At 57.5% G+C, this 25,220-nt stretch carries 19 protein-coding genes; 5 read left to right on the top strand and 14 right to left on the bottom strand.

Annotation, left to right across the window (positions count from 1 at the left end):
* Window positions 1-35 precede the first annotated feature (35 nt).
* Window positions 36-719 carry a response regulator transcription factor gene (locus ALB80_RS09235; RefSeq protein ID WP_050603768.1) on the bottom strand — a complete coding sequence of 228 codons (684 nt, stop codon included), beginning with the start codon at window positions 717-719 and terminating at the stop codon, window positions 36-38.
* A 231-nt stretch (window positions 720-950) separates the two neighbouring features.
* On the opposite strand from ALB80_RS09235, the gene ALB80_RS09230 reads away from it, so the two are divergent.
* The 4 genes from ALB80_RS09230 (at window position 951) to ALB80_RS09215 (ending at window position 5,283) form a co-directional block, all read left to right on the top strand.
* Window positions 951-1,475, top strand: a complete 525-nt coding sequence (locus ALB80_RS09230) for a CoxG family protein (RefSeq protein ID WP_050603767.1) — start codon at window positions 951-953, stop codon at window positions 1,473-1,475.
* Window positions 1,476-1,502: 27 nt separating this feature from the next.
* Complete coding sequence (locus tag ALB80_RS09225) at window positions 1,503-1,985, top strand: (2Fe-2S)-binding protein (RefSeq protein WP_050603766.1); 483 nt, start codon at window positions 1,503-1,505, stop codon at window positions 1,983-1,985.
* A 51-nt stretch (window positions 1,986-2,036) separates the two neighbouring features.
* Complete coding sequence (locus tag ALB80_RS09220) at window positions 2,037-4,397, top strand: xanthine dehydrogenase family protein molybdopterin-binding subunit (RefSeq protein ID WP_050603765.1); 2,361 nt, start codon at window positions 2,037-2,039, stop codon at window positions 4,395-4,397.
* 94 nt (window positions 4,398-4,491) lie between these two features.
* Window positions 4,492-5,283, top strand: coding sequence for a xanthine dehydrogenase family protein subunit M (locus ALB80_RS09215; RefSeq protein WP_050603932.1), 792 nt, complete (start codon window positions 4,492-4,494; stop codon window positions 5,281-5,283).
* Between the two features lie 140 nt (window positions 5,284-5,423).
* On the opposite strand, the gene ALB80_RS09210 is transcribed toward ALB80_RS09215, so the two are convergent.
* Complete coding sequence (locus tag ALB80_RS09210) at window positions 5,424-7,250, bottom strand: BCCT family transporter (protein ID WP_050603764.1); 1,827 nt, start codon at window positions 7,248-7,250, stop codon at window positions 5,424-5,426.
* A 580-nt stretch (window positions 7,251-7,830) separates the two neighbouring features.
* On the opposite strand from ALB80_RS09210, the gene ALB80_RS09205 reads away from it, so the two are divergent.
* Window positions 7,831-8,730, top strand: a complete 900-nt coding sequence (locus ALB80_RS09205) for a LysR substrate-binding domain-containing protein (protein WP_050603931.1) — start codon at window positions 7,831-7,833, stop codon at window positions 8,728-8,730.
* A gap of 187 nt (window positions 8,731-8,917) precedes the next feature.
* On the opposite strand, the gene ALB80_RS09200 is transcribed toward ALB80_RS09205, so the two are convergent.
* The 12 genes from ALB80_RS09200 to ALB80_RS09145 form a co-directional block, all read right to left on the bottom strand.
* Complete coding sequence (locus ALB80_RS09200) at window positions 8,918-9,652, bottom strand: response regulator (RefSeq protein WP_050603763.1); 735 nt, start codon at window positions 9,650-9,652, stop codon at window positions 8,918-8,920.
* A 92-nt stretch (window positions 9,653-9,744) separates the two neighbouring features.
* On the bottom strand, window positions 9,745-10,989 hold the full coding sequence (gene glp, locus ALB80_RS09195; RefSeq protein ID WP_050603762.1) for a gephyrin-like molybdotransferase Glp: 1,245 nt from the start codon (window positions 10,987-10,989) through the stop codon (window positions 9,745-9,747).
* Entirely contained in the window at window positions 10,982-11,467 is a 486-nt protein-coding gene (locus ALB80_RS09190) for a plastocyanin/azurin family copper-binding protein (RefSeq protein WP_050603761.1), read from the bottom strand. Before ALB80_RS09190 ends, glp begins: the two co-directional genes overlap by 8 nt.
* A 14-nt stretch (window positions 11,468-11,481) precedes the next feature.
* Window positions 11,482-13,689, bottom strand: a complete 2,208-nt coding sequence (locus tag ALB80_RS09185) for a HEAT repeat domain-containing protein (protein WP_172677877.1) — start codon at window positions 13,687-13,689, stop codon at window positions 11,482-11,484.
* Between the two features lie 165 nt (window positions 13,690-13,854).
* A complete protein-coding gene (locus tag ALB80_RS09180; protein WP_050603759.1) occupies window positions 13,855-16,536 on the bottom strand; it encodes an arsenate reductase (azurin) large subunit in 2,682 nt (893 codons plus the stop codon).
* Between the two features lie 14 nt (window positions 16,537-16,550).
* The gene (locus ALB80_RS09175) at window positions 16,551-17,120 is read right to left on the bottom strand and encodes an arsenate reductase (azurin) small subunit (protein WP_050603758.1); all 570 of its coding nucleotides are present in this window, start codon (window positions 17,118-17,120) and stop codon (window positions 16,551-16,553) included.
* Between the two features lie 5 nt (window positions 17,121-17,125).
* A complete protein-coding gene (locus tag ALB80_RS09170) occupies window positions 17,126-18,313 on the bottom strand; it encodes a cytochrome-c peroxidase (protein WP_083445245.1) in 1,188 nt (395 codons plus the stop codon).
* An 11-nt stretch (window positions 18,314-18,324) separates the two neighbouring features.
* Window positions 18,325-19,431, bottom strand: coding sequence for a cytochrome-c peroxidase (locus ALB80_RS09165; RefSeq protein WP_083445244.1), 1,107 nt, complete (start codon window positions 19,429-19,431; stop codon window positions 18,325-18,327).
* 135 nt (window positions 19,432-19,566) lie between these two features.
* Window positions 19,567-21,747, bottom strand: a complete 2,181-nt coding sequence (locus ALB80_RS09160) for a PAS domain S-box protein (protein ID WP_050603757.1) — start codon at window positions 21,745-21,747, stop codon at window positions 19,567-19,569.
* A gap of 172 nt (window positions 21,748-21,919) precedes the next feature.
* A complete protein-coding gene (locus ALB80_RS09155) occupies window positions 21,920-23,350 on the bottom strand; it encodes an NAD-dependent succinate-semialdehyde dehydrogenase (protein ID WP_050603756.1) in 1,431 nt (476 codons plus the stop codon).
* An 81-nt stretch (window positions 23,351-23,431) separates the two neighbouring features.
* Window positions 23,432-24,397, bottom strand: coding sequence for a LysR substrate-binding domain-containing protein (locus ALB80_RS09150; protein WP_050603755.1), 966 nt, complete (start codon window positions 24,395-24,397; stop codon window positions 23,432-23,434).
* A gap of 2 nt (window positions 24,398-24,399) precedes the next feature.
* The gene (locus tag ALB80_RS09145) at window positions 24,400-25,173 is read right to left on the bottom strand and encodes an aspartate dehydrogenase (RefSeq protein ID WP_050603754.1); all 774 of its coding nucleotides are present in this window, start codon (window positions 25,171-25,173) and stop codon (window positions 24,400-24,402) included.
* Between the last annotated feature and the right edge of the window lie 47 nt (window positions 25,174-25,220).

The following is a 25,220-nucleotide window of genomic DNA, read 5'->3' as shown; positions in this document are numbered from 1 at the left end:
CCTCAAAGCGCGACAATAGGGTGAGACTATGCCGCTTAGCCTTGGTCTTGCAAGACGCTGGCAAAGGACGCTTTCTTCGCGATCAAAACTGCCTGCGTGCGGCTTTGCACCCCCAGTTTCCGCATGATTGCAGTTACGTGCGCCTTTACCGTGGTTTCTGCAATCGACAGGTCGTAAGCGATCTGTTTGTTCAGTTTGCCTTCGCAGATCAGTTGCAGAATGCGCGACTGCTGATTTGTGAGCGTCGCCAGACGGTTGATCGCGTCACTGTGTTCATCGTCGTTTTCTGCCTCGATCAATACACAGCCTTCGGGCACAAAAATGTCACCGGATTGCACTGCCTCGATAGCCGAGCGGTAAATGTCGCGCTGGCTATGTTTGGGTACGTAGCCCGAAGCCCCTGCCTGAATCACTTGACTGACAACGCGACTGTCCGTCAGGGATGACACCACGATTACCGGTGCATTTGCAGCGGCCTTCAAGCGTACAAGCCCATCCAACCCGTCAACATCAGGCAAGTTCAAGTCCAGCATCACGGCATCCGGTTTCAGCCCATTGGCCAACAAATCCATTGCGCCTTCCATGCGATCTGCGGTGTGGATTTCACCGATCTGGGCGACTGTTTGCAAAGTCATCGACAATGCGTCGCAAAACAAAGGGTGATCGTCCACAATCAGAACATTCTTGAAATTGGTCCGTCGGGAGGAATCGGCAAGCATTTGGTATCGCCTTTTGAAATCGAGTTGGCTCCAGCCTAACCAATCCTAGCACTCAATGAAAACAGCCCCTACTGGGCGAAAGTCGTAGGCGACAAATCGATTGCCTGCGGCGCAATGGAACGACAAAGTGGACCTTATTGGGTTTGCGCGGGGCGATACCTACGCCCAAGGTCTTATAGGCAGGGCAGCCAACACCGCGTAGCGTAACGAAAAATATTTTGGAGACGTGAAATGGAACTCAGCGACAACCGCGTCATAGCCGCGCCAAGATCCAAGGTCTGGGACGCGCTTTTGTCGGCGGAAGTTCTGAAGGATTGTGTGCCGGGATGTCAGGAAATGACCGGCTCGGTTGAAGACGGGTTCGAGGCGACGGTTGTGCAGAAAGTTGGACCCGTCAAAGCAACCTTCAAAGGGGCCGTCACCCTTTCCGATCTCGTGGCGCTTGAAAGAGTGAAGCTCTCGGGTGAAGGTAAGGGCGGAGCGGCAGGGTTCGCCAAAGGGTCTGCAGATGTCAGTTTGGCAGACGCCCCCGAAGGCACGCTGCTGACCTATAACGTCGACGCGCGCGTCGGTGGAAAGCTGGCGCAACTCGGAGGGCGGGTCATCGACGGCGTTGCCAGAAAACTGGCTGACCAGTTTTTTGAGAATTTTCAGAACGCGGTCGAACCTCAACCTGCGCCCGAGGCGGAAACTTCGGATGAGGGTGAGGGCACAGAAGAAAAGAAAGGTTGGTTCAAGCGCGTATTGGGCGATTGAACCATAGGAATTCAGGGAGGAAAATTCATGAAGATTACCATGACCGTTAACGGCAAAGCCGTAAGCGGAGACGTCGAAGGCCGGACTTTGCTGTCCGGATTTCTGCGCGAACACCTGTCGTTGACCGGCACCCATGTCGGTTGTGACACCGCGCAATGCGGTGCCTGCTTGGTGCATGTAAATGGTGAGGCGGTGAAGTCTTGCAACATGTTGGCGGCTGAAGCCGACGGGGCCGACGTAGGCACAATCGAAGGTCAGGCAAATGCAGATGGGTCGTTAAACGCGATCCAGCAGGCGTTTCAGGACCATCACGGCCTTCAGTGCGGGTTCTGCACTCCGGGGATGGTGATGAGCGCTGCTGCGCTGCTGAAAGAGAACCCGCGCCCGACCGAGGCCGAAATCCGGAAATATCTGGAAGGTAATCTGTGCCGCTGCACCGGCTACCACAACATCGTCAAAGCGATCATGGCTGCATCCGGCCAGGACGTTTCCAGCATCGCCGCCGAGTGAGGCGGACAAGAGTTTTCGACGAAAATTCTTTTCCAGGGAGGAGAACAAGCAATGCCCAAAGACAGTGGCATCGGAGCCAGTTCCAAGCGGCGTGAGGACGTACGCTTTCTGACCGGAGCAGGTAATTACACCGACGACATAAACGTACATGGCCAAGCCTATGTGCATTTCCTTCGATCCGACATTGCGCATGGACGGATCAAATCAGTAGACACCTCAGCCGCCGAAGCCATGCCCGGTGTGGTCAGGGTATTCACCGGCAAGGATTTTGAGGGCGTGGGCGGGATGCCCTGCGGGTGGGAAGTGACCGACAAGCACGGCGCGCCCATGCAGGAACCGCCGCATCCCATTCTGGCGCAGGGCAAAGTGCGCCACGTAGGTGACCCGATTGCCGCGATTGTGGCCGACAGCCTTGAGCAGGCGCGTGACGCGGCCGAAGCTATCGATCTGGACATCGAAGAACTGCCCGCCGTGATCGACATGAAAGCCGCCGCGCAGGACGACGCGACGCTGGTCCATGACGATCTGAAAAACAACATCTGCTATGACTGGCAGTTGGGCGAGACTGACGACGCCAAGGTCGATGAGGTCTTTGCCAATGCCGCGCATGTGACGACACTGGATCTGGTCAACAACCGTCTGGTCGCAAACCCGATGGAACCCCGCGTCGCCGTTGGTGAATACAAGCGCGGCACAGATGAGTATACGCTCTTCACCACGTCGCAAAACCCGCATGTGATCCGTCTGCTGATGTGCGCTTTTGTTCTGGGCCTGCCCGAACACAAGGTTCGCGTTGTGGCCCCGGATGTGGGCGGTGGATTTGGCACCAAAATCTTCCACTATGCGGAAGAGGCGTTCTGCACTTTCGCCGCGAAGGCTTGCGGCCGTCCGGTCAAGTGGACCTCCAGCCGGTCCGAGGCGTTCATGTCTGATGCGCATGGCCGTGACCATGTCAGCAAGATCGAACTGGCGTTGGATGCGGATAACAACTTCATCGGTCTGAGGACCAACACCTACGCCAATCTGGGTGCGTATCTGTCGACCTTCTCCAGCTCGGTTCCAACCTGGCTGCATGGGACGTTGATGGCGGGCAACTACAAGACCCCGGTCATTCAGGTGAATGTAAAGGCGATGTTCACCAATACCGTGCCAGTGGATGCCTATCGCGGTGCTGGCCGCCCCGAGGCGACCTTCCAACTTGAGCGTGTGGTGGATAAGGCCGCGCGAGAGTTGGGCCTCGATCCAATTGCACTGCGCCGTCAGAACTTTGTCACTCAGTTCCCCTATGACACACCGGTGGCGCTGACCTATGACACCGGGGATTACAACGGCACGATGGACAAGCTTGAGGCCGCCGCCGATCTGGCAGGCTTTGCCGCGCGGAAAGCGGAAAGCGAGGCCAACGGCAAGCTGCGGGGCTTGGGCATCAACTGCTACATCGAAGCGTGTGGCATTGCGCCTTCCAACATTGTTGGGATGCTTGGGGCCCGAGCGGGTCTTTATGATGCAGCCACTGTTCGCGTGAACGCAACTGGTTCAATCAGCGTCATGGTCGGCGCACACAGCCATGGACAAGGGCATGAAACCGCCTTCCCGCAGGTTGTGGCCGACATGATCGGCATTGACGAGTCGATGATCGAGATTGTGCATGGGGACACCTCGAAGATCCCATTTGGCATGGGCACCTATGGTTCGCGAAGTCTTGCAGTCTGTGGCTCGGCCATGGTCAAGGCGACCGAGAAGGTGATCGAGAAAGCCAAAAAGATCGCGGCGCACCTGTTAGAGGCGTCCGAGGCGGACATCGAGCTGAAAGACGGACAATTCAGCGTAGCAGGTACCGACAAATCGGTGGCTTGGGGCGATGTAACCCTGACGGCCTACGTGCCGCATAACTATCCGTTGGAAGTGGAGCCGGGGCTGGAAGAGACCGCGTTCTATGACCCGGCCAACTTCACCTTCCCGGCTGGCGCCTACGCCTGTGAGGTCGAGGTCGATCCGGACACCGGTCAGGTCAGCATCGAGAAGTTCACCGCCGCAGATGACTTCGGCAATATCATCAACCCGATGATTGTTGACGGTCAGGTGCATGGGGGTATTGGCCAGGGTATCGGTCAGGCCCTGCTTGAGAACTGCGCCTATGATGAGAACGGCCAACTGCTCAGCGCCTCGTACATGGACTATGCGATGCCGCGCGCAGATGATGTGCCGTTTTACGGTGTCGATCATTCCAGCCAGACGCCTTGTACGCACAATCCGCTGGGGGTGAAAGGCTGTGGCGAGGCCGGAGCGATTGGTTCACCGCCTGCGGTGGTCAATGCGGTTCTCGACGCACTGAATTCAGGCGGCAAAGCGGTGGATCACATTGACATGCCTGTAAGCCCGTCGCGCGTCTGGGCGGCGATGAACAGCTGAGGTGTTGGGGTGCGAGAGGCCAGCCCCTCGCTCTCCCTGAGATATTTATAGCCAGATGAAGGGCGGATCCGCGCCTTTCGGAAAGGAAGACGAAATGTACAGTTTCGATTTTGAAAAACCCTCGACCGTCGCCGATGCAGTTGCTGCATTGGGGGCTGAGGACGCGCAGGCTTTGGGGGGCGGGCAGACCTTGATCCCGACGCTGAAGCAGCGTCTTGCCGCACCGTCCAAGCTGGTGTCGTTGAGCGGGATTGCTGAGATGCAGGGCGTCTGCGTTGAGGATGACGGGTCCCTCTCGATCGGTGGGGCAACGACGCACGCCACCGTTGCGCGTGAGGCCGCGGCAACGTATCCAGCCTTGGCGGCGCTTGCCGGACAGATCGGTGATCCGGCGGTGCGCAACCGTGGCACCATCGGTGGCTCTGTGGCCAACAATGATCCAGCCGCTTGTTATCCGGCAGGCGTTCTGGGGTCCGCGGCAACCATTGTGACCAATACGCGGCAGATTGCGGCGGATGCATTCTTTGAGGGCATGTTCACCACCGCGCTTGAGGAAGGTGAAATCATCACCTCGATCCGTTTCCCCGTGCCGCAGGTAGCGAGCTATCAAAAGTTCCTGCAACCCGCATCGCGTTTTGCGCTAGTCGGTGTTTACCTTGCCCGTTTCGCGGATGGCGTACGCGTGACTGTGACAGGTGCAAGTGAAGATGGTGTCTTCCGTTGGTCCGAGGCCGAAGAAGCCCTGAACAAGGAATTCCGCCCAGATGCCTTGATGGATCTTCGGATCAACCCGGCCAACATGATCGCCGATTTGCATGGTAGCAAAGCGTATCGCGCGCACCTTGTTTCGGTCATGACAAAACGTGCTGTTGAAGCTTGCATGTAAGGATTTTCCAAAGCCCGGAAAGCCACGGTTAAAGCCGGGGCTTTTTCGTTCTGGACAGTGAAGTTGTCGCCTTTTTAGCGCCCAAAAAAGTCAGGCCGCCCATCACGGGCGGCCTGACCAGTTCTTCAGAAGGCATATGCCTATTCTGCAGCCTGAGTGCTTGTTGACCCGTGTTTGTCACGCTGGCTGTCACGAAACAGGGCCTTGGCCAGTGCAAGGCACATCAGACCCATCACCACAGTGAACGGCAGCGCGCCGATAATCATCGCATTGCGCAACGCATCCATCGGATTGTTTTCACCCGCCGCCAGGATAAGCGCGCCGATCACAGCCGTAAGTATCACACCCCAAATAATGCGGTGCTTGATGCCAGTTTCCTGGCTGCCACCCGACATGATGGTGTTCATCACCAGAATGCCCGAGTCCGCCGAAGTGACCAGAAAGGTCAGGATCAGGATCACGCACATCACGTTCAGCATGGACAGCAGACCTCCGTCGATCATGTAGGACAGCGTCACGAACAGTTTGTTGGTGTTCGATGCGCCAATGATCGCACCTTCGGCAGCCCCGGCCAGTTCCAGGTCAATTGCCGTGCCTCCCAGAACAGTCATCCAGGCAAAACAAACCAAAGCAGGAGCAAAGACGCAGCCCAAGATGAACTCGCGCACCGAACGGCCTTTGGAGATACGCGCCAGGAACAAGCCCACGAAGGGCGAGAACGCGATCCACCAGGCCCAGTAGAACGTGGTCCAACCTGCCTGCCAGCCGAACTGACGGCCTTGCTCACCTGCCGCGTAGGCCGCAGCCAGGGTCGCTTCGTCTAGCTCTGCCGCAGCGCCTTCCAAACCGCCCTTGAAGCCGTCAAAGCTGCCCCATGCGTTGGTTGCACCCGCAACCAGGTCATCGGCATGAGCCTGAGCCTCAGCAGGCAAGGCTGCCGCAAATGCTTCTGCCGACAGCGGGCCATAGGCGTTAAAGCTGAGCGACAGGAAGTGAAGGATATAGTCGACCATCGCCGTGCCGTAGGTGGTCATGGCAAATACAAACGAGCCAAAAACGATGAATGTGCCCAGCAGGATAACCGACAAGACAAGGTTCAGGTTCGACAGGTACTTAACGCCGCGCCCAACACCTGACACAGCCGAAAGAATGGAGAGCGCCATGATCGCAACCAGACCCGAGATCAGACCCACCTTGCTGGGGGTCGGAACCTCTGCGTTCAAGTCCATGATCCAGCCCATACCAGTGATGGCATAGAGGCCGTCGATAAATTGGCTGACGCCGTAGCCGATGGTGACAGACACGCCGAGAATCGTCGCAACAACGCCCAGAACGTCGACCACATGGCCGAAAAAGCCGTTGACGAAACGACCAAATAGCGGTGTCAGCGCCGAGCGGATCGTCAAAGGCATGTCGCGGGTGTAAGCGTAGTAGGCCAGCGACAGACCGGTCACCACATAGATCGCCCAAGCATGGAACCCATAGTGCAAATAGGTGAAGCGATAAGCCGATTGCATGGCCTCGGGCGTGTTGCCTTCAACTGCGCCAGACACGATCTCGGGGTTCGATCCCCAGAGGCCCAGTGGTTCTGCTGTGGCGAAGACCATCAAGCCCACGCCCAGACCGGCACCAAACATCATGGAGAACCACGAGAAATTCGAAAACTCAGGCTTTTCACCGGGTGTTCCCATGATCCGACGTCCCGTCGAGGGGATGATCGCAACGATGGCCAGGAAAAAGAAAAATACGCCGACGATTATGACGTAAAAACTATTAAAGATTTCAAGCAACTTGCCGTTCAGGCTGCCCAGCGTGCTGTTTGCATTTGCAGGGAAAACAAGTGCCCACAAAACCAAACCAACCATGATGGCCTTGCTAAATATGGCGATGGGGACGCTATAGTTCTCATAGAAACCAGCATCCGCCGTTTGTATCTCAACATCCGTAAAGGGTTCGGGTATCGACATGTTGCGTGCTCCTCCTTGCATATGTCGGTTTTCGTTCTTCGAAACTGGTGCTGTCAGCCCCCTCGTTTCACGGCGCAATACTCAGCGTCATGCGCCAGAACACGTGTGGGACGTTGACAGCCTGGGCTTTGGAGATCCTATTTCGCCACGCTTTTGGCGTGGCCAACCGCTGATTTCCTCCCGGTTTTGCTCCGCTTGCAGATTCTGCTGGATCCTGGAGGTGGAACGAAAAGGTGTTTAACCTGATCGCAACATCGCAAGATATGAGCGCTCATCTCAATTTGCAGAAACCTACTTCAGGGGTGAGGAGCATTCACCTGAGAAACCGACCATTCTCTCACGCGAAACGACCAACATATTCAGGGAACCGTTTGTTTGCGGCAGAGATCACCCGCCAAAGCCAAAAAACGGTGCGGAACTTGCGATTCAGCAACACTTCCGAACAAGGCACAACACTGGCAGATCCCTGATCCATCTCACTTGACACGGGTCGAGCCAGCAAAACCGGAATTTGATTGAAAACCCTTGCACTTCGCGTGAAAATAAATAAATCTAAACCTTAAAAAACTTGTTGGAATTTATGTCACGAAGACAATATAACTTGCCTCCACTCACATCATTATCGGCGTTTGAAGCTGCCGCGCGACATCTGAGCTTTAAGCGGGCCGCGGTTGAATTGTCCGTGACGCCAGGCGCCATCAGCCACCAGATTAAAGCACTTGAAGGAGATTTGGGCGCAGACCTGTTTGTCCGAAAGCACCGAGGTGTGGACTTGACCGAAGACGGCCATGATCTGCTGGAGGTGCTCGGGTCGTCTTTCAGGCGGATCTCAGCAGTTCTGGAGAAGATCCGCAACGGCGACTCTGAAAATCAGGTAACGGTCGGGTCAACAACCGCGGTCGCGGCATTGTGGTTGTCGCCGTCCGTCATCCGGTTTTGGCAGGAGTATCCGCATATCAAAGTGAACCAATTGGCTCAGGACCAACCATTCACGGATCGGCCGGACATAGACTTTTTCATTCGCTATGGCCAGCAGGCGAGCGCGAGCCTCACCTACACAAAACTGTACCGTGACACTCTAACTCCCGTTTGCAGTCCCGAGATGGCGCGAGATCTAAAAGGGGCCAGCCTCAAAGACCTTGCAGAATGTCGTCTGATCAACCTTGAAACCCAAGACAACAGCTGGACAACCTGGACGTCCTGGTTTCGCGACCTTGGATTTCAGGGCGATATTCCCGTGCAGTCGCGCGTCAACAGCTATGCACTAGCGCTGCAGATGGCGCGCAAGGGTGCGGGTCTGGCGCTGGGATGGAAACGCCTTGTTCGGCCTATGCTGTCCTCGGGCAAGCTTGCAGCACTTGACGCGTTCACCCTTCCCGCCCCTGAGAACTTTTTTCTTGTCGGTCGCCCAGATGATCAACTCTCGGATGGGGCGCGGGCCCTCAAGACATGGTTGCTTGATGAACTGCCCGAAGCCTAGTCTTCATTGGAATAACGCTGGATTGAGCCCGACCACAACCGGCTTCGGGCACACACCAACGGGGAACCGTCTCCGCCAGTGTCAGAGGACCATGCTCCTGAAACCACAATTTGCGCCGCGTTCCTGCCGAGTTGCCTCGCAGATAAAGCCGGGTATGAAAGTCGTCTAACCGTCTGTCCTGAACGCCTTACCCGCCGCTCTTACGCACGTTTGCCGCAAAGCAGTATCCAATACCGTGAACGGTTTTGATAAAAGTCGGCTCACTCGGGTCGGGTTCGATCTTCTTGCGCAGGCGCAAGACATGCACGTCGATGGTTCGGTCCCCAACCACGGTTTCACGGCCGCGCGCCTTATCCAGCAATTGATCGCGGGAAAACACGATATGCGGGTTGGTGACAAAAGCGTGCAGAACGTCAAATTCAGTTGTGGTCAGGGGCGTTTGCAGTCCACTGCTCTTGGCTGTCAACGTTCGCTCATGCGGGTTTAGCGCCCAATCTCCAAACACAATCTGCGCGGCTTCGGATCCGTTTGCGGCAGTCGCTGCGTCGTCTGCCCGGCTTCGGCGCAGCACAGTTCGGATGCGGGCCAGAACCTCACGAGCCTCAAAGGGTTTGGTGATGTAATCATCGGCTCCGAACTCCAGGCCGACAACCCGGTCAAAGATCTCATCCCGGCCTGAGAGCACGATGATCGGAATATTCGACTGCATCCGCAATTCGCGCGTGATGTCAAATCCGTTTCGGCCAGGCAACCCGATATCCAGCAGGATCAAGTCTACGTTCGCCGTTTCCAGGACAACATCCATGGCGTTTCCATCCGCCACACAGGTCACGTCACATTCCTGCTTTTCAAGATAGCGCTGCAGGAAGGAAGTGATTTGCGGGTCGTCATCAACGACAAGGATATGATCTTTGGCTGTCATCAATCTCTGGCGGCAGAATGAACTGGCTTATTAGTCTTGTATCCGCGCGCGCTTGAAACTGGCAAGCGCGCACAACGGTCATGCTGTGGCATTCAGACTGGCAGCAGGTCCAGAACGTGACCTTCAGGCAGTTCTTCAACCTCGGCCGGAATGATCGCCAACCCTTCCGCCTGAGCCAGAAGAGCCACACGGCCGCTGTAAGACGGAGCCATCAGCCGCAACTTCGGGCGACCATCCGGGGTCGTGCCCTCGATCTGAACCGGGCGGTATTCCTGGCGGCCGGCACGGCGACGCAAAGGTTCTGCCAGAACCGCCTGGACTGTTACCTGCGGATTGTATTGCAATCCGGCGCGACGCGCCATCATTTGCGACCCGATGATCTGCCAAGTCACATAGGCCGACACCGGGTTGCCCGGCAGCCCTACATAAAGTGCGCGTCCATAGCGTCCGAACATGATGGGTTTGCCCGGTTTCATTGCAACTTTCATAACGTCTGTCTGACCACCGATCTCGGCAATCAGGCGCGGCATGTGGTCTTCATCACCAACGGATACACCACCGGTCGTAACGATCAGATCCGAGCTTTCACACGCTTCGCGCAGAACTTGTTCCAAAACGTCCGGATCATCCTTGACCGGGCCGCTGTCAGTCAACTCAATCCACGGCTTCTGCAACAACGCAAGCAACATGTAACGGTTGGAGTTATAGATCTGCCCTGGACCCAAAGCCTCGCCCGGTTGGCGCAACTCGCTACCAGTGGAAAAAATTGTGACCTTCAGCTTGCGGTAAACTGCGACCTCACCATACCCGGCCGAGGCTAACGCGGCGACCTCTCGCGGCCCGATCTCGCATCCACGCCGCAGGATCGGGGCGCCTGCGCGCAAATCTTCGCCCGCAAGGCGAATATGCTGACCAGCTTTAGGGAGACGGCTGAACCGGATTCCGTCAAGGGTGACGTCGCAGTCTTCCTGAATCACAACCGCATCGAAGTCCGTGGGAACCGGCGCGCCGGTAAATATCCGCAGCGCACTTCCTGCAGGTGCATCATGCTCAGCGCTGTCCCCCGCCGCGATGCGACCCGCCACAGGAAGTTCGAACAGCGGGCCGTCGATCAAATCAATTGTCCGTACTGCGTAGCCGTCCATCGCCGAATTGTCGAAGGCGGGCATTTCGACCTTGCTGGTACAATCCTCTGCCAATACCCGACCTATTGCCTGCGTCAGCGGCAAAGTCTCGCGGTCGGTAAGTGGAGCAGCAATTGACAGGCCGCGCCGCAGAGCGTCATCCACAGTCAGATACATATGAGCGTGGCGGTCACAGGCGCATCCATCAGCCATTTTGGGCCTCCATATATGCAAACAGTTCTTCGAAACCGGCCTGTTCTGCCTCGCCCAGCTTGGGCAAATAGGCCTTGGCTTCTTCCAAGTTCGAATTTGGATCGCCAACCACCAGCAGCATCACCATGCCGTGGCGACCATGAACGCGACAGCGTATACCGTAGACGCCTTCTTTCTCGAAGGTCAGGTCCAGCTCGGGCTTGCCACGAATTTCGAATACACGCGCGCCGACGGGGATCATCCGTGGAATTGCTGTAACTGTATGCCGCCCGGTTGAGCCTTTGAAACGTACCGTGGCCCCGGCGGGAACCTGCAGGAATTTCGGCTCAAAACGGAAGGCATGTGCCGGAGTGTCAGCATTGAGGTCGATAATCTGATGCACTACAGCGACTTCGGGTAAGTCCTCGGCCTGTACTGCGGGGGCAACAATCATCGTCCCCACAAGAAACGCTGCACTCAATTTCAGCGAAGTCCTCATCTGTCCCTCCGGGTTTAAGCCGCCCGAGATGGTCTCCCCAACAGGTCAGCCAATGCGCTGATCATCACCGGCCATTGCGCGCGGCGGTTCTCGTCACGCAATCCAACCAGCAGTTCGCGCCCAATGGACACCACCGCAGAGGTACTGTCATTGACATAGGTCACGATTCGCTGCTCGGGATTGTCCAACAGGAAGGGCACGATGGCTGCTGCGGCCTGATCGGGGGCGACGCTCGACAGCAGGCGCATTGCGGCCTGCCGCACCGGGGCTGAGATGTCGTCCAGCAGGCTGCGCGCAACGTTCGGCTTTCCGTCCCATTGGGTCAGGATCTGCATGGCGTCGATCCGGAATGCGGTATCCCCGGTTTTCACCATCAAGCGCAACTTGCCACGCAAAGCGTCCTGTGGCGGCAGATCGGTAGTTTGCAATAGCTTAAGAGCCTGAAGCGCAAGATTTGAATCAGTATGCGACACACCTGAAGCGATCAGATCAATCAATTGCTCATCGCTCAACTCGGACCTGTGGCGGGCCAGCGACACGGACAGAGCGGAAACAGCCTGTGCAGCGATATCCGCTTCGGGGTCATTGGCGATCTGGGCCAGCATAATCTGCATTCCCCGCACTTCACCCAGCAACCGGATGGCTGACATACGCGTTTCACGTTCCAGCGCTTCTGCATCGTCATCCAGCGCGACACGGCGGCGTTTTGGGTGACGGGTTGCCTTGGCCAACAGTGCCTGTTCGCGCGGGGTTAAGGGTTGAACATCGTTCTCTTCGGCCTCTTGCGTCATCTCGGCAGCGATGGCGTCATGACCAAGAATAGCCCCAAGGCTGGAGGTCGGGCCATTCTCGCCCCCTTCGGACACATCCAGGCCCGCCTCTTCCAGAGCGGCGAAATCCGTTTGTATTGCCTCTTCTTTTTGTTCGACGTCGACGGCCAATGGCATCGGAGCCAGCGCAAAAGACAAAAGCAGCTCCCGGCCCTGCTGCTGGTTCACATGCGGGCGATCTGTATCGGTGACAATCATTGCCAGCGACGCCATAGCCTTGAGCCGAACCGACCGGAAGGGTGAGCGACAGGCACGCTGCAACCACTCCGTCGCTTCGCGCAAAGGCGAGGAGGCAAGAGCGTCGACGATAGCCCATTGCAGGCGCTCACCCTTGAGGTCGTCGGCGTTGATCGAGAACACGGCGTTCAAACGGTCGGACACAAGCTCGGGGGCCAAGGCGGCCAACAGGCCAAGTGCTTGAGCAGACACTTCGGGCTGTTGACCGGTCGCAAGAAAGTCCAGTACCTGCCAGCGCAAGTCGTCCTGATCCTCGATAGGCTGGCTGCGGTTCAGCCGCTCGATCAGAGCCAGTTGAACTTTCGCCCCGGGGTCGCGCATCATCCGGTCCAAAAGCTCGGGCTCCGAAAGACCGGACTGCCCCAGAGCTGCTATGCGAATCTCTTCCACCGCGTCGTTCAGCGCCCGCTCGACAAGTGCGGGGTCGTTCGGCATCAGCGCCTCATAGGCGATCAGACGAACTTCACCTTCCTTGTCGGAAAGAGCCTTGCGCAAAATCGCTTCGGCTTCGGCCCCGCCAATCGTGGCCAGCGTCCGCAGCGCACGGTGCCGCAGGCGACGGTTCGAAGATTGGGTGAATACGCCCAATGTCGGGACCGAGGGTTCCCCGATCCAGCCTAAAGCTTCGCAGGCCACATCGCCCAACTCTTGCCCGTCTTCGTCCATCAGGGCCATGACGATGGGCTCAATCGCCGCAGTGTCACCCATCTGACCCAGCGCTTTGATTGCGGCAATCTGCGTGTCGAGCCAGTCATCCCACTCGTCCTGATGCAACTCGTCCTCGTCCCACGTCATCTCATCCCCGCGACCGGTCACGAGAGTGCGCAGATAGGGGGCGGCATCCTCGGCTTTCAACGCGGCCAATGAGGTCACGCAGGCAAGTTTCACCTCGCCACAGGGATCGTGGATCAGGTTTTCAAGCAACTGCGGCGCGGCCTCTTTTACACCCAAAACACCAAGCGCCTGCGCGGCGTCCTGTCGGACGTCCTCATCGTCGTCCAGCAGTGCCTCAACCAGTGCCGAATTGTCTCCCGCACCAATTGCAGTCAGGGCCTGAACGGCGCGCAAGCGGATCACGTCAAAGTCGGATTTTGCGTATTCGGAAAACAGGCTGGTGGCCTCGTCACGCAGGGAAGTATCGGAATGGATGTTCATATCGGATCTGCCATGTTTGTGGTTGGCGGGTTGGGTGAAAGTGGAAGGCAGATTTCCCAACCGATACCTGCCTTCCATGTGAACCGGGGGACCGGTTCAGAGCCCCTTCTGCAGTGGGGCCCGTCCCGAGGGGCGGCATGGCGTCCGCCCCTCGGAAAGTTGTCATCAGGCGATGTCGCGCGGTGCGAAGGACATCGTGCGGAACGAGGTCTTGTAGGGGCTCGGCCCAAGCTTGCGGACCTTGGCAACGCCCATCTTGTAGTTGTAGTTGCCACTGATCCAGTCGACGATCCGCCCCTCAAGCGCATTTGCAGGCTGCTGCATGTGCAGGAAGTCCATGTAAACCACGCTTTTCTTGATGGCAGGCGTAACCATCGCCACGGCGGTGATCGCCGCTTTGGTCAGCTCGATATGCCCGTTCTCCATCAGCTTCGAGAACTGGAAGTCATCGCCTTCCACACCCAGCAGCGTGTGTTTGTTGCCCGGAACGCGTTCCGAATAGACCATCACATAGTCGCCGCTTTCGATGCCGCGTTCGGCCGCATCGTCAGGGTGAATTTCGACCCAATTTTCCGGCCAGCGCTGAACGATATATGGGCGGCGACGATCGTCGAAACCGGACTGCCAGCGTTCGTTGATCCGTCCAGATGTGGCCCAGAGCTCGCCTTCGTCCTTGTTCGGGCTGAGCCATTCCCAATAGTCCGAGAACAGACCCCAAGGCGATTTCTGAATGTTGCACTTGCCGGTCTGGCTGTTGAAGTGCGTCAGCTTTTTATTGAACACATCCGCGCCGGCAGCACCAGTATCGGGCAGTTTGCGGGTTGTGTCGTGCAAGCGCTTGGTCTCAATCAGCGTGACTCCGTCAGCATCCAGCATGACCGGGCACTGCACACCGTCGGTGCCGAATTCACGAACCTTGGCATGCAGGGTTTTGCCTTCGGCCTTTGCCAGACGATGGACCGCGTGGAAATCCTTGCGCGACCCGCGGGTAAAGCGCACGGCCTCCTCCGCGACCTCATTCGAGTTCTGCCAATCGAACCCGTCAAAGCCCATCCGCGTGGCAAGTTGGGCGATGATCCACCAATCTGGTTTCGCCGAACCGGGCGCATCATAGAACTTCTGGTACAGGCGCAGGCGGCGTTCACCGTTGGCCCGCAGGAAGTCCTCTTCGCCCCAGGTTGCGGCTGGGAACACAATGTCGGCGTAACGGTTGCCGATCGGGTCTTGTAGGTAGATGTCCTGATTGATCACCACCATGCCGCCGCTGTCGGTGCGGGCCTTTAGCGTGTCGATCATTTCTTTTTTGTCGAAAGAGGCGATCTGGTGCGGGTTGCGGACGGTCAGTTCCTCAAACTTGTCGGCCAACTGCTGCGATCCACACATGGACTGAATCCAGGTGGTGCCGATCACGTGGGCCATACGGGTATGACCCGCGATCAGATACCGGTCGGTATCCATGGCGCGACGACGGCGACCCGGCAGTTTCTCGGGCGATTTGTTGCGCGGGTATTTCCCGCCTTTCACGCCGCCCCGCTGGTGACCACCGGCCCGACCGATGACCTGACCTGGACGTCCACCACAACCACAGATGATGCCCAGTGCGGAAATCGCCTGTGTGTTGCCGGTGTTATTGGACCAGTAGAACCCTTTTTCGATCATAATCGAGGTTTTCGGGCGCGAGCCGTCATCCTTGGGTTTGGCGAGCCATTCAGCAGCCGTATAGATCTTCTGCACGTCGATCTCGGCCGCGGCCGCGGCAGTCTCAGGCGCGAATTCGTCCTGCGCCAGCAGCCACTCTTTCCAGTCCTCGAAACCCTTGGTCTGGAACTTGCCCCAGGTCGTGCGCCACTGCCATGGCGTGTTACGGGTGCCCTGACCGAAGCCAGACGAGCTTTCCCACTTGTTGTTGACCCATTTCTTGATCCAATCGCTGTCTTCCCAGCCATTTTCCACAATGACGCGGGCAATGGCGTTAACGACCAGCAGGTCAGTACCGGGCAAAACGTCGATATGCAGGCCACCCATCTTTTCCGCATGGGCCACACCGGCCGAGCGGCGCGGGATCAGATAGATCTCTTTCTGACCGTTCTGCATCCCCTTCATCATCCACTGGGTATAGAGGATGGTCTTGGTCTCATATGGGTCGGTGCCGCAGACCAGAAGGGTTTCCGCATCACGCCAGTCCTCATAGGAGGGGCCGAAATTATCAAAGCCCGCATCCCGGAAACCGGGGGTCGAGGTCACATCGGACGGCGTGTCGTGGAAGGTGAAGTTGGCGGTGTTGATATGGCGCAGCGCGTATTTCGAGATCGCATAGGTGTTCTCGATATATTGATAGCTAAAGGTTTTTACGCCGTAGGCATTGGTGCCATGTTTAGCGATGACATGATTGCCCACCTCAGCCGCCACATCCAGCGCCAGATCCCACGGAACCGGCATCAAGGTGCCATAAATCCGCATCAACGGCGTTTTCAGACGGTCGCGTGTGGGCGTCTGCGGGTTATAGCATTTCTGCGCGATACACCCGCCCCGCAAGGAGCTGTCGCCGTCGGTGTTGACAGTTTTGTTGTCCTTGTCGGGGATAATCACGACGTGGTGCGGCAGGCCTTTGTGCAGCACGATATTGTGCTGGTTCGGGGCCACCCATGCGCCCAGCGGTGCGACAGGGAAATCCTCGCCAAAGGCGTTTTCATCCGCGCCGGGCCCACCGGATTTGGCCGTCACGGGCCAGCGGTAGACTTTGTAACCACAGGCCACGATGCAATAGTCGCAGGCGGTCGAGATGACCTCGGCGCCCTTGGGTGGCAGCGGGACGTTGGTTTCGGGTACGTAATACGGGGTTGCCATGATTCCGTTTCCCTTTATGCAATGAGGTTGTCGTAGCGGCCGTAGATCAGGCCGAACATGCCGACGGCGTAGATATCGTCACCATCGAGTTCCAGAAGGACTTGCGGCAGCGACTGATACGCCTGACCGGAGACCAGAATGCCGTGACGAGTCACGTCGTAGGTCGACAGGTGTAGCGGGCATGGGCCCAGCACCTTATGTTCCCCCTTGTACGTGTCGTAAAGCGATCCGCCCTGATGCGTACACGTCAGGTTGAACGCCACCACGTCCTTTTGCGGACCGATGCCACCCCCACTTTCCACGCCGGTCTTGACCAGGATCGAGTCCGAATAATCGCCCTCATCCGGGTAGTAGAATTCGACCGGAACATCCTGTTCCAACTCAGAGAGTTTGCCGATCAGCTTGCGCGGATAGGTGGACACAAGGGCAGGAACCTGTTCGGCCTGACCGTGGCGGGTGGGCATGGCCACCATCACGGCAAAGGTTGTGGCACCCGAGGCGAACAGGAATTGGCGGCGGTTCACGGTGCAGGCTTTCTTGGCTTCACCCGAACAACTGCATCCGTTTGCGTTATGATCAGTCATGACGCTTACTCCTCTGCTGCAACCGCAGGAAGCGGCTGATAATCCGGCAGGTCGGGTTCTTCGATCAGAAGTTCCTCGCCGGACAGGGATTTCAGGAAGGCCACCAGATCCGTCTTTTCTTGATCATTCAGACCAAGGGGTTGGATCAGCTGGGATTTATTCGCTGAGAACTCGTTCTCGCCGCCGCCCTGGTTGTAGAATTCGACCACATCCTCGAGCGTCTCCAGCATGCCGTTGTGCATGTAGGGTTCGGTATAAAGGGTGTAGCGCAGGCTTGGCGTGCGGAACTTGCCCTTGTCGGCCTTTTCCTTGGTGCGGAAATAGAAACCGGGGTCGTCCTTAGTGTGGCGATACATCTCTTCGGTCGAGCCTTTGGCATAAAGTTCGTACCGGAAGGTGACCTGTGCCAGACCATCATCATGCCAACCGTCATAGGCGGGCACGCCGGTGTTGTAGTACTTCTCATCCGACAGCAGCGCACCGTTGTGGCATTCGGAACACTGCGCCTTGCCGGTGAACAACTCCAGCCCGCGTTTCTGTTCCTCGGTCAGTGCCGCATCGTCCCCGCGCAGATAGTTGTCGAAGGGCGTGCCGGTCTGAACGATGGTCCGTTCAAACGCTGCAATGGCCCGCCATGCGTTGCCGATGCGCGGCCAATGATCCCCAAAGACGTCGTTGAACCGTTCGACATATTCGGGAACGAAGGCCAGACGAGCCTCCATCATGTCGGCCTCGCCGTTCCCGGCCACCGCACCGCCCGCAGCGGATTTGGCCTGGCTTTCAAGGCTCTTGGATGAGCCCGCCCAGAACAGTTTGCCGTAATAGGCTGAATTCACGATGGTCTGGCTGTTGCGCCAGTGGGTCGTACCGGGATAGCCGAACGAGATCGGGGCCTCGACGTCCCAGCCGACATCCGGCAGGTGGCAGGCGGAACAAGGCGTCGATGGGTTGCCACCCAGACGCGGATCGAAGAACAGCATCTTGCCAAGCTCAATCTTGGCTTCGGTTTGCGGGTTGTCCAGCGGAATTGGAGGCTTGCCCAGAGCCACCAGTGGCGCATCAGGATCGGGATCTGGCCCGCCGATACCGGCCTCAATCTCCATACTGGTTTCCGCAGCGGCCTGCGAGCCAAGAACGGCAAACAGGGCAGCGGTGGCGATTGTGCCTTTGAGATAAGACGAAAGGTCTTTCATGGGTCCACTCCTCAGTTTGTCGCGTCTTGCCAGTTTTCGATCGGCTCGTAGAAGGTATCGACCTCCTCGGCGACGAATTCGGGGCCGGTCAGTGGATCGCCGGACAGCGCCTTGAGGAAAGCCACCAATTGCGCTTGCTCGGTCTCGTTCAGGTTCAGCGGCTTGATGCGCGGATCCTTGTTTTCATCGTCACCGCCACCTGTGTTGTAGAAGGCCACCACATCTTCAAGCGTTTCCAGCGTACCGTTGTGCATATACGGCGCAGTAAAGGTCAGCTCGCGCAGCGTAGGGGTCATGAACGTGCCGAACGTATCGGCGGTGTGGGTGCGGATATACGCTCCGGGATCGGCGCGCAGGTTCATGTAGTTTTCGACACCGAGGAATTTCATCATGGTCACGAAGGTGATGTGACGTTCTGGTGTCGCCCAGATTTCGGGGTTGTCGCCGACACCGATATTATGCGGCAAGTCATCCGTGAACCGCTCACCCGAGTGGCAGGAATTACACCCGCTGGCATTGAATAGCTCATAGCCCGCTTTGGCCTCATCCGACATCTTGCCAGTGTCGAAGGGTGCCCCGCGCGAGATCAGCGTTTTTAAGTATTCCGGGATCGCGTTTCGCACGCCGCCGTTCGAGGGCTCGCCGAATCCGGCGGCTTCGAACATCTCGACATAGACCGGGTCCTGCTTGATACGTTCCTGCATCAGGCGCATGTCCATGTTCATGGAATACGTCTCGGTGATGCTTTCGCGTGTGACATCGTTGAGGTTGGTGCCGATCCGCCCGTCATGAAACCATGCCGCGCGCTTGGCGCTGTTGATCAGCGTGGGCACGTTGCGGAAATGCAAGCTGCCGGCATAGGCGTCCGACAAGGCCTGTCCGTCAGTAAAGCCGTTTTCCGGCTGGTGGCAACTGGCGCAGGACAACTCGGTGTCGCCGGACAGTCGCGGATCAAAAAACAAACGTTTGCCAAGGGCCGCCTTGGCGGGATCGAACTCTATCGCTTCTACCGGTCCCGACTCTTCCGCCTGGGCCTGGTGAACCGGGAACGCAGCGCCCATCGTCAGCAGCGAAACTGTCGATAGCGCCGAGAACCATGTTCTGGCTTTGGTCATCATCTAAAAGCCCCTTTTCGCTATTCCGATCTCTCCGGGTGACCGTGGATCGGTATGGCGAATCCTATAGGGCAGTTGTTTCGTGAGGATTTGACCAGTGTTAAGTTTTAAGAAGAGTTGTTAAATTATGTTACAAGCTCAGGTCATCTGAGACCGTATGATCCGGGCAAGTGACTGAACCTCCAACGGTTTTTGAACCATGATGGGGGAAGGTCCGGTCACTGACACCTCGGCGTCGTCGAAATAGCTGCTGATCAGAATTACGGGCAAATCCGACCGGATCGCACGCACAGACTCGATCAGGTCCGTGCCCCGCAAACCGGGCATCATCAGGTCGCTGATCAGGATGTCAAAGCTTTCCGGGCTTTCACAAAACGCCTCGCGCGCTTTCAGCGGATTGGAATACGCCTCGACCCTGTAACCGTATCGCGTCAGCAGCCGCCGGGTCACGTAAAGGATGTTCTCGTCATCATCCACCAAAAGGACATGCTCGTCCCCGGCCACAGCCTCAACCTCGGCCTGATCTTCCGGACTGAGTGCGGGCATCAGCGGATAGAACAGGCTGAAACAGGTGCCCTGACCCGGTTCCGATTGCAGCGCGACACGGCCATGACATTCCTCGACGCTGTTATGCACGATGGTCAGACCCAAACCGGTGCCTTTGCCAACAGGTTTGGTTGAAAAGAAGGGTTGGAACACCTGCTGACGCAGGTCCTGGGCAATACCGGGGCCAGTATCACTGACGTCCAGACGGATCACGCCGATGGCCCCGTCCGGCAAATCGTCAAGTGCGTCCTTGTCGGCCAAGCCGATACGCAACACAACCTCACCCGGCTGATCGCCCATGGCTTCAAACGCGTTGTGACACAGGTTCAAGAGGGTCTGAAAGAACAGCGTGCCGTCAAAGTCGGAAAAGGCTGTTTCGACCTCTGTATCAAAACGCGTCTGGACGCTGGGCGGGGCAGATACCCGGATCAGATCCAACGCTTCCTGCGTGGCTTTGACCATGTCGCCACGACGCGGGTTGCGTGGCCTTTGACGCGCGAAGGTCAGCATCTTGCGCACCAACGCTTGCGCGCGGCGGGCCGCGATACGGACATGATTGACCGAGGTCTGAATGTCATCGTTCCCGTCCGAATCCAGCTCGATCAGGTCGGCATTGCCGATGATGCTCATCAACACGTTATTAAAGTCGTGCGCGACCGAGCCCGCCAGAATCCCCACAGCTTCCATTTTTTGCACTTGGGCAAATTGCTCATGTGTGCGCCGGGTTTCGGTGATATCTTCGCCGATCCCAATGTAATGCGTGACCTCGCCGTACTGATCCACCAGCGGGAAAATCGCAGTTGAAACCCAATAATGGCTGCCGTCCTTGCTGAGATTCCGAAACACGCCGTACCAGTTCTGCCCAAGTTGCAATTTCTGCCTTATGTCGGCGTAAACCCCCTGCCCCGAATGCCCCGATTGCAGCATTCTGGGGGTGTGCCCATAGACCTCTTCCGCCTCATATCCGCTGAGATCAAAGAACTTGCGATTGGCGTATTCTATTTTCAGTTCGGTGTCCGTGATGATGATCGAGGCTGGGCTTTGTTCGACGGCCCGCGCAAGTTTGCGCTCGGCCAGTTCCACCTGCTCGCGCAGTTCCAACTCAGCCTTCAAGCGACGATTGGAACCCAAAATGTTTGAAATCAGCAACGTGGTCAGGATCGCAATCACGCCAACCACGAAAATCAGGCCAACCAGCAAGACCGAGAAGCGGCGCACCAGCTGTTCCCCTTCCGAAAACGCCTGAACCATGTCCGACAAGCTTTGATCCCGCTCGGTAATCCAAAGCGTCTCGAGCGTGGAAAGAGCCGCAAGTGCGTCGCTGTCATCCACCCGCACCAGCGCATCAATCTCTTCCGCGCGCAGACCTGCTGCTATGCCCGCTTCGATCTTGGGGATATTGCCGATGTATTCCCGCGCCACCCGCTCGATCCGCTGCAATGCATCCAGTTCCGTCAGCGACGGCGCGGCGTTCCGGTAAGTTTCGATCGTTGTCAGAAGGTTCTGCGACTGGGTTTTTAAGGTCGGCGAGTATTCTGCGTCATGCCTCAGGACGTAGTTCTTGAAGTTGTGGATCAAACCGCCATAGCCGAAATATCCCCGGATTTCCGATATCCAGTAGCCGCGCGGGGTGGTCTCGACCGAATAGCCCTGCCAGACCTTTCGCATTTCTCCGATCCGGATCGTGGTCTCCCGCGACATGTACAGGAATACCGACAGGATGATGACCAGCGCGATACCCATTGCGAAGGCCACACCAAGCGGCGCAGCCATTGATTTCTCAGAAGGGGTGCCCTCTGCCGTCGCGGGATGGCTTTGCCTGAAGACCATGATACCTCCGACCTGATCCTTGCCGTGTGGCTTTACCTTTGGTACCCGCTCATGGCGTATGTTGCGAAGAGACTATTGCGCGGCAAATCGCGCCGAAGTCGGGTTGCGGATCTCCTCAGACGATCCGGGCTGAATGCCAGACGTTCTTGACGGTCATGTAATTCTCAAGCCCCTCGGTGCCGCCCTCACGACCCGACCCGCTGGACTTCACGCCTCCGAAAGGCGTTTCCGGCATCGATGCTTCAAGCGTGTTGACAGACAGATTGCCTACTTCAACCTCATCGACCAAACGGTCGATGTAATCCGCCCTATTGGTAAATGCATATCCTGCCAATCCGTAAGGGACGGAATTTGCCTGATCGATTGCCTCGTCCAGCGAGGCCACAGGGTTGATGACTGCAATGGGACCAAATGGTTCTTCCTGCATGATCCGCGCGATCTGAGGAACGTTCAACAAGACTGTCGGCTGATAGAAATAGCCCTGGTTGCCCAGGGGCGCGCCTCCCGTAGCGACAATCGCCCCTTTGGCACGCGCATCCTCGACCAGTTCGGTCAGGGCAGGCACCCGCCGATCATTGGCCAGCGGGCCCATCTCGACCTCAGAGTCCAAGCCGTTGCCGACAACTGTGGCCGCTGCCCGTTGCACAAAGTCTTTGGCGTAGGACTCAAGGATGCTCTGGTGCACAAAGAAGCGGGTTGGGGATGTGCACACTTGCCCGGCATTGCGCATCTTGCGCACGGCGCCAGAAATTGCCGCCGCCTGAACATCCGTGTCTTCACAGACAATGACCGGAGCGTGCCCACCCAGTTCCATCAACACACGCGTGTCATGCTGGGATGCAAGTTTGGTTAGATGCCGCCCAACATTTGTCGACCCGGTAAAGGCCACCAGACGCACGGGGTCTTGCGGGATCAGATACCCGGAAATTTCGGCTGGTTCACCAAATACCAAATTCAGGACACCCGGCGGCAATCCCGCATCTTCGAACGCTTTTGCAATGTGCATTGCCCCAGCTGGAGTTTCCTCTGCGGCCTTAAGGATTACTGAACAACCCGAAGCCAATGCACCGGCGATTTTCCGAGCCGGTTGGCTCATGGGGAAGTTCCACGGCGAAAATGCGGCGACAACTCCGATAGGCTGGTGATGTACCGCGAATTTGTGACCCTGAGCAGCCGGGATGATCCGTCCATAGGTCCGCATGGCCTCACCCGCATCCCATTCAAAAAACTCAGCCCCGCGGATCACTTCAAGGCGGGCTTGCTTCAAGGGTTTGCCATGTTCCAGGGTCATCGAATGCGCAATCTGGTCTATGCGTTCCCGCATCAGGGCTGCAGCGCGCAGGATCGTATCCGCGCGTTCACGCGGAGAGGTACGGCTCCAGACGCGGAAACCTTTGACAGCGGCTTCCAGCGCATCGTCTAGGTCTTTGATCGATGCGCAGGGCAACCGCCCAAGCTCTTCTTCGGTTGCCGGGTTGATCACCGGGATATCGCGGTCGGTCTTTCGCCACGTGCCATCTATGAACAATTTGAGCTCTGGATACATCAAGCTGACACCTCTTCTTGCCTTGTTTTCAAATCGCGCGACGCCTCGTATTACATCAAGTGAATTGAACAAATACGGGTATCACTTTGGCGAATAGCTGGTTTGTTTATCCTGCGCCGCCTTGTGCAATGCCGTCTTGAAAGCCCGCCCGGCAGGCGACAGATCATCGTCCGCGCGGAAAGACACCCCGATCGGTCCCTGACCAAAGGGAACGCTCCAATTGATTTGGACAAGGTGCCCGTGCTGGATGTCCTGCGCAACGACCTCGGCAGGCATAAGGCCAATCAGGTCACGCGATTGCAGCAACGCGCGGTTCGTCAGATAAGACACAGACTCGATCATGACCGGCGGCACATATTGCTGCTGGCCAACAAAGAAATGATCGACCTGACGCCGCAACGTGGTCTCTTGCGGAGGAAGAATCCAGCCAAAGGGTTTGGTTTGGGCAAACGTCACGTCCTTGCGACAGGCCAGCGGGTGTTGAGGGCCAACAACGGCTAATATCCGATCCTCGAACAGTTTTTCCTGACGGATCTTGTCGCGGTGCCGATGCGAGGGCAGACGGCCCACAACCATGTCGATCTCTCCTGAAAGCAGCCGAGGCATCAGCACTTCATTGGTGCCTTCGCTGATCTTGACCGCCACATTTGGGCGGTCTTCCAACAGCAGTTCAATGGCTGCAGGCAAAAGGCTGGTCGACGCCGCAAGCAATGTGCCCACCACAACGCGACCCGAGTTGCCCTCGTTCAGGTCGTCCAGTTCCTGAGCCGCGTTCGACACCTGCGCAAAGATCAGTTTGCCATGACGGATCAGGGTTTCGCCAAAGACTGTCGGTACGACTCCACGATTGGTGCGGGTGAACAGTTTAACTTCGAAGTCCAGCTCAAGATCCTGAATCATCTTGGTGGCAGCGGGTTGAGAGATACCCAACTCGCGCGCGGCATTCTGGATGTTTCCATGCGCGCCCACGGCAACCAGCAGACGCAGTTGGCGCAGTTTCAGGCGCGTCAAAGCACGATCAACGATGCGAGAGTGACGCCCAACCATGGCTAAAGCACAATCGGTTTGCAAAGCTGGTCCAGTTTGGACAGAACGCTCATCGCGGCTAATGCCGAGCTGCGCGGATTGTCGGGCAGGGCTGTGCCGCTGATCCGAAACTGAAAAGTTCCAAAATCGCCTTCGGCCTCGACCTCGTGAATGTTCTTGTAAATCGTCGGGTCGGCGATCAGACGAACCTGAGTGTCGTCAAACCCCACACCCGCCAAAGCGACAGCGGCCGCAACGTTGGCGTTCTTTGGGTAAGCCAGCGCCGCCTCTCGGGCAGAACCCTGGAAATGGGTTTCAGCGTCACTAATCTTGTCGAGTTCCAGACTGTGTTCGGCAAGCGATCCCTTCCACCCCGCAGGTGGTTTGCGCCCCACGTAGGTAACGGACTTGAGCGGGCCGACTGCAGCAGCGCTCAAGCAATCCAACCCGCCGATGGCACCGCTTGCCAGATGCAAACGTCCCCCACCCTGTCGCGCAGCGCTTTCCAACCGATCCGCTATTTTCTGGTCCGCCAGCGCGCCGACTGAAACGCTGATGATGTCCATACCATTTGCCAGTATGTACGGCCCCAGACCGGCCAAAGCCTCGTGCCCTGCGCAATCCAGAACCATGTCGATCCCCGCCGGCAGGTCGTCAATTGAACCGACTGACAGGGGTATTTTTGAAGCGACGCGGTGCGGTCTGACCAGAATGGCCGCCAACTCATGCCCATGTTCTGGCAGTGCGCGCTGCACATATTGCGCAATTGCGCCGGTTCCGATGACTGCGATTTTCATGCCTGAACCCTAGACCAGCGTTGAAAAAACCTGAATTGATAAGTTGA

Origin of the sequence: Ruegeria sp. 6PALISEP08 (assembly GCF_001238295.1) — a bacterium.
Lineage (GTDB): Bacteria > Pseudomonadota > Alphaproteobacteria > Rhodobacterales > Rhodobacteraceae > Ruegeria.
This window is presented reverse-complemented; position numbering and strand designations above follow the sequence as displayed.

Excerpts from the sequence above, each read along its gene's own strand:
- ALB80_RS09210 (WP_050603764.1), bottom strand. The coding sequence starts at position 7,250 with ATGTCGATACCCGAACCCTTTACGGATGTTGAGATACAAACGGCGGAT.
- ALB80_RS09220 (WP_050603765.1), top strand. The coding sequence starts at position 2,037 with ATGCCCAAAGACAGTGGCATCGGAGCCAGTTCCAAGCGGCGTGAGGAC.
- ALB80_RS09200 (WP_050603763.1), bottom strand. The coding sequence starts at position 9,652 with ATGACAGCCAAAGATCATATCCTTGTCGTTGATGACGACCCGCAAATC.
- ALB80_RS09225 (WP_050603766.1), top strand. The coding sequence starts at position 1,503 with ATGAAGATTACCATGACCGTTAACGGCAAAGCCGTAAGCGGAGACGTC.
- ALB80_RS09190 (WP_050603761.1), bottom strand. The coding sequence starts at position 11,467 with ATGAGGACTTCGCTGAAATTGAGTGCAGCGTTTCTTGTGGGGACGATG.
- ALB80_RS09170 (WP_083445245.1), bottom strand. The coding sequence starts at position 18,313 with ATGAAAGACCTTTCGTCTTATCTCAAAGGCACAATCGCCACCGCTGCC.
- ALB80_RS09155 (WP_050603756.1), bottom strand. The coding sequence starts at position 23,350 with ATGTATCCAGAGCTCAAATTGTTCATAGATGGCACGTGGCGAAAGACC.
- ALB80_RS09185 (WP_172677877.1), bottom strand. The coding sequence starts at position 13,689 with ATGAACATCCATTCCGATACTTCCCTGCGTGACGAGGCCACCAGCCTG.
- ALB80_RS09175 (WP_050603758.1), bottom strand. The coding sequence starts at position 17,120 with ATGACTGATCATAACGCAAACGGATGCAGTTGTTCGGGTGAAGCCAAG.
- ALB80_RS09165 (WP_083445244.1), bottom strand. The coding sequence starts at position 19,431 with ATGATGACCAAAGCCAGAACATGGTTCTCGGCGCTATCGACAGTTTCG.
- ALB80_RS09180 (WP_050603759.1), bottom strand. The coding sequence starts at position 16,536 with ATGGCAACCCCGTATTACGTACCCGAAACCAACGTCCCGCTGCCACCC.
- ALB80_RS09160 (WP_050603757.1), bottom strand. The coding sequence starts at position 21,747 with ATGGCTGCGCCGCTTGGTGTGGCCTTCGCAATGGGTATCGCGCTGGTC.
- ALB80_RS09145 (WP_050603754.1), bottom strand. The coding sequence starts at position 25,173 with ATGAAAATCGCAGTCATCGGAACCGGCGCAATTGCGCAATATGTGCAG.
- ALB80_RS09205 (WP_050603931.1), top strand. The coding sequence starts at position 7,831 with ATGTCACGAAGACAATATAACTTGCCTCCACTCACATCATTATCGGCG.
- ALB80_RS09215 (WP_050603932.1), top strand. The coding sequence starts at position 4,492 with ATGTACAGTTTCGATTTTGAAAAACCCTCGACCGTCGCCGATGCAGTT.
- ALB80_RS09230 (WP_050603767.1), top strand. The coding sequence starts at position 951 with ATGGAACTCAGCGACAACCGCGTCATAGCCGCGCCAAGATCCAAGGTC.
- ALB80_RS09235 (WP_050603768.1), bottom strand. The coding sequence starts at position 719 with ATGCTTGCCGATTCCTCCCGACGGACCAATTTCAAGAATGTTCTGATT.
- glp (WP_050603762.1), bottom strand. The coding sequence starts at position 10,989 with ATGGCTGATGGATGCGCCTGTGACCGCCACGCTCATATGTATCTGACT.
- ALB80_RS09150 (WP_050603755.1), bottom strand. The coding sequence starts at position 24,397 with ATGGTTGGGCGTCACTCTCGCATCGTTGATCGTGCTTTGACGCGCCTG.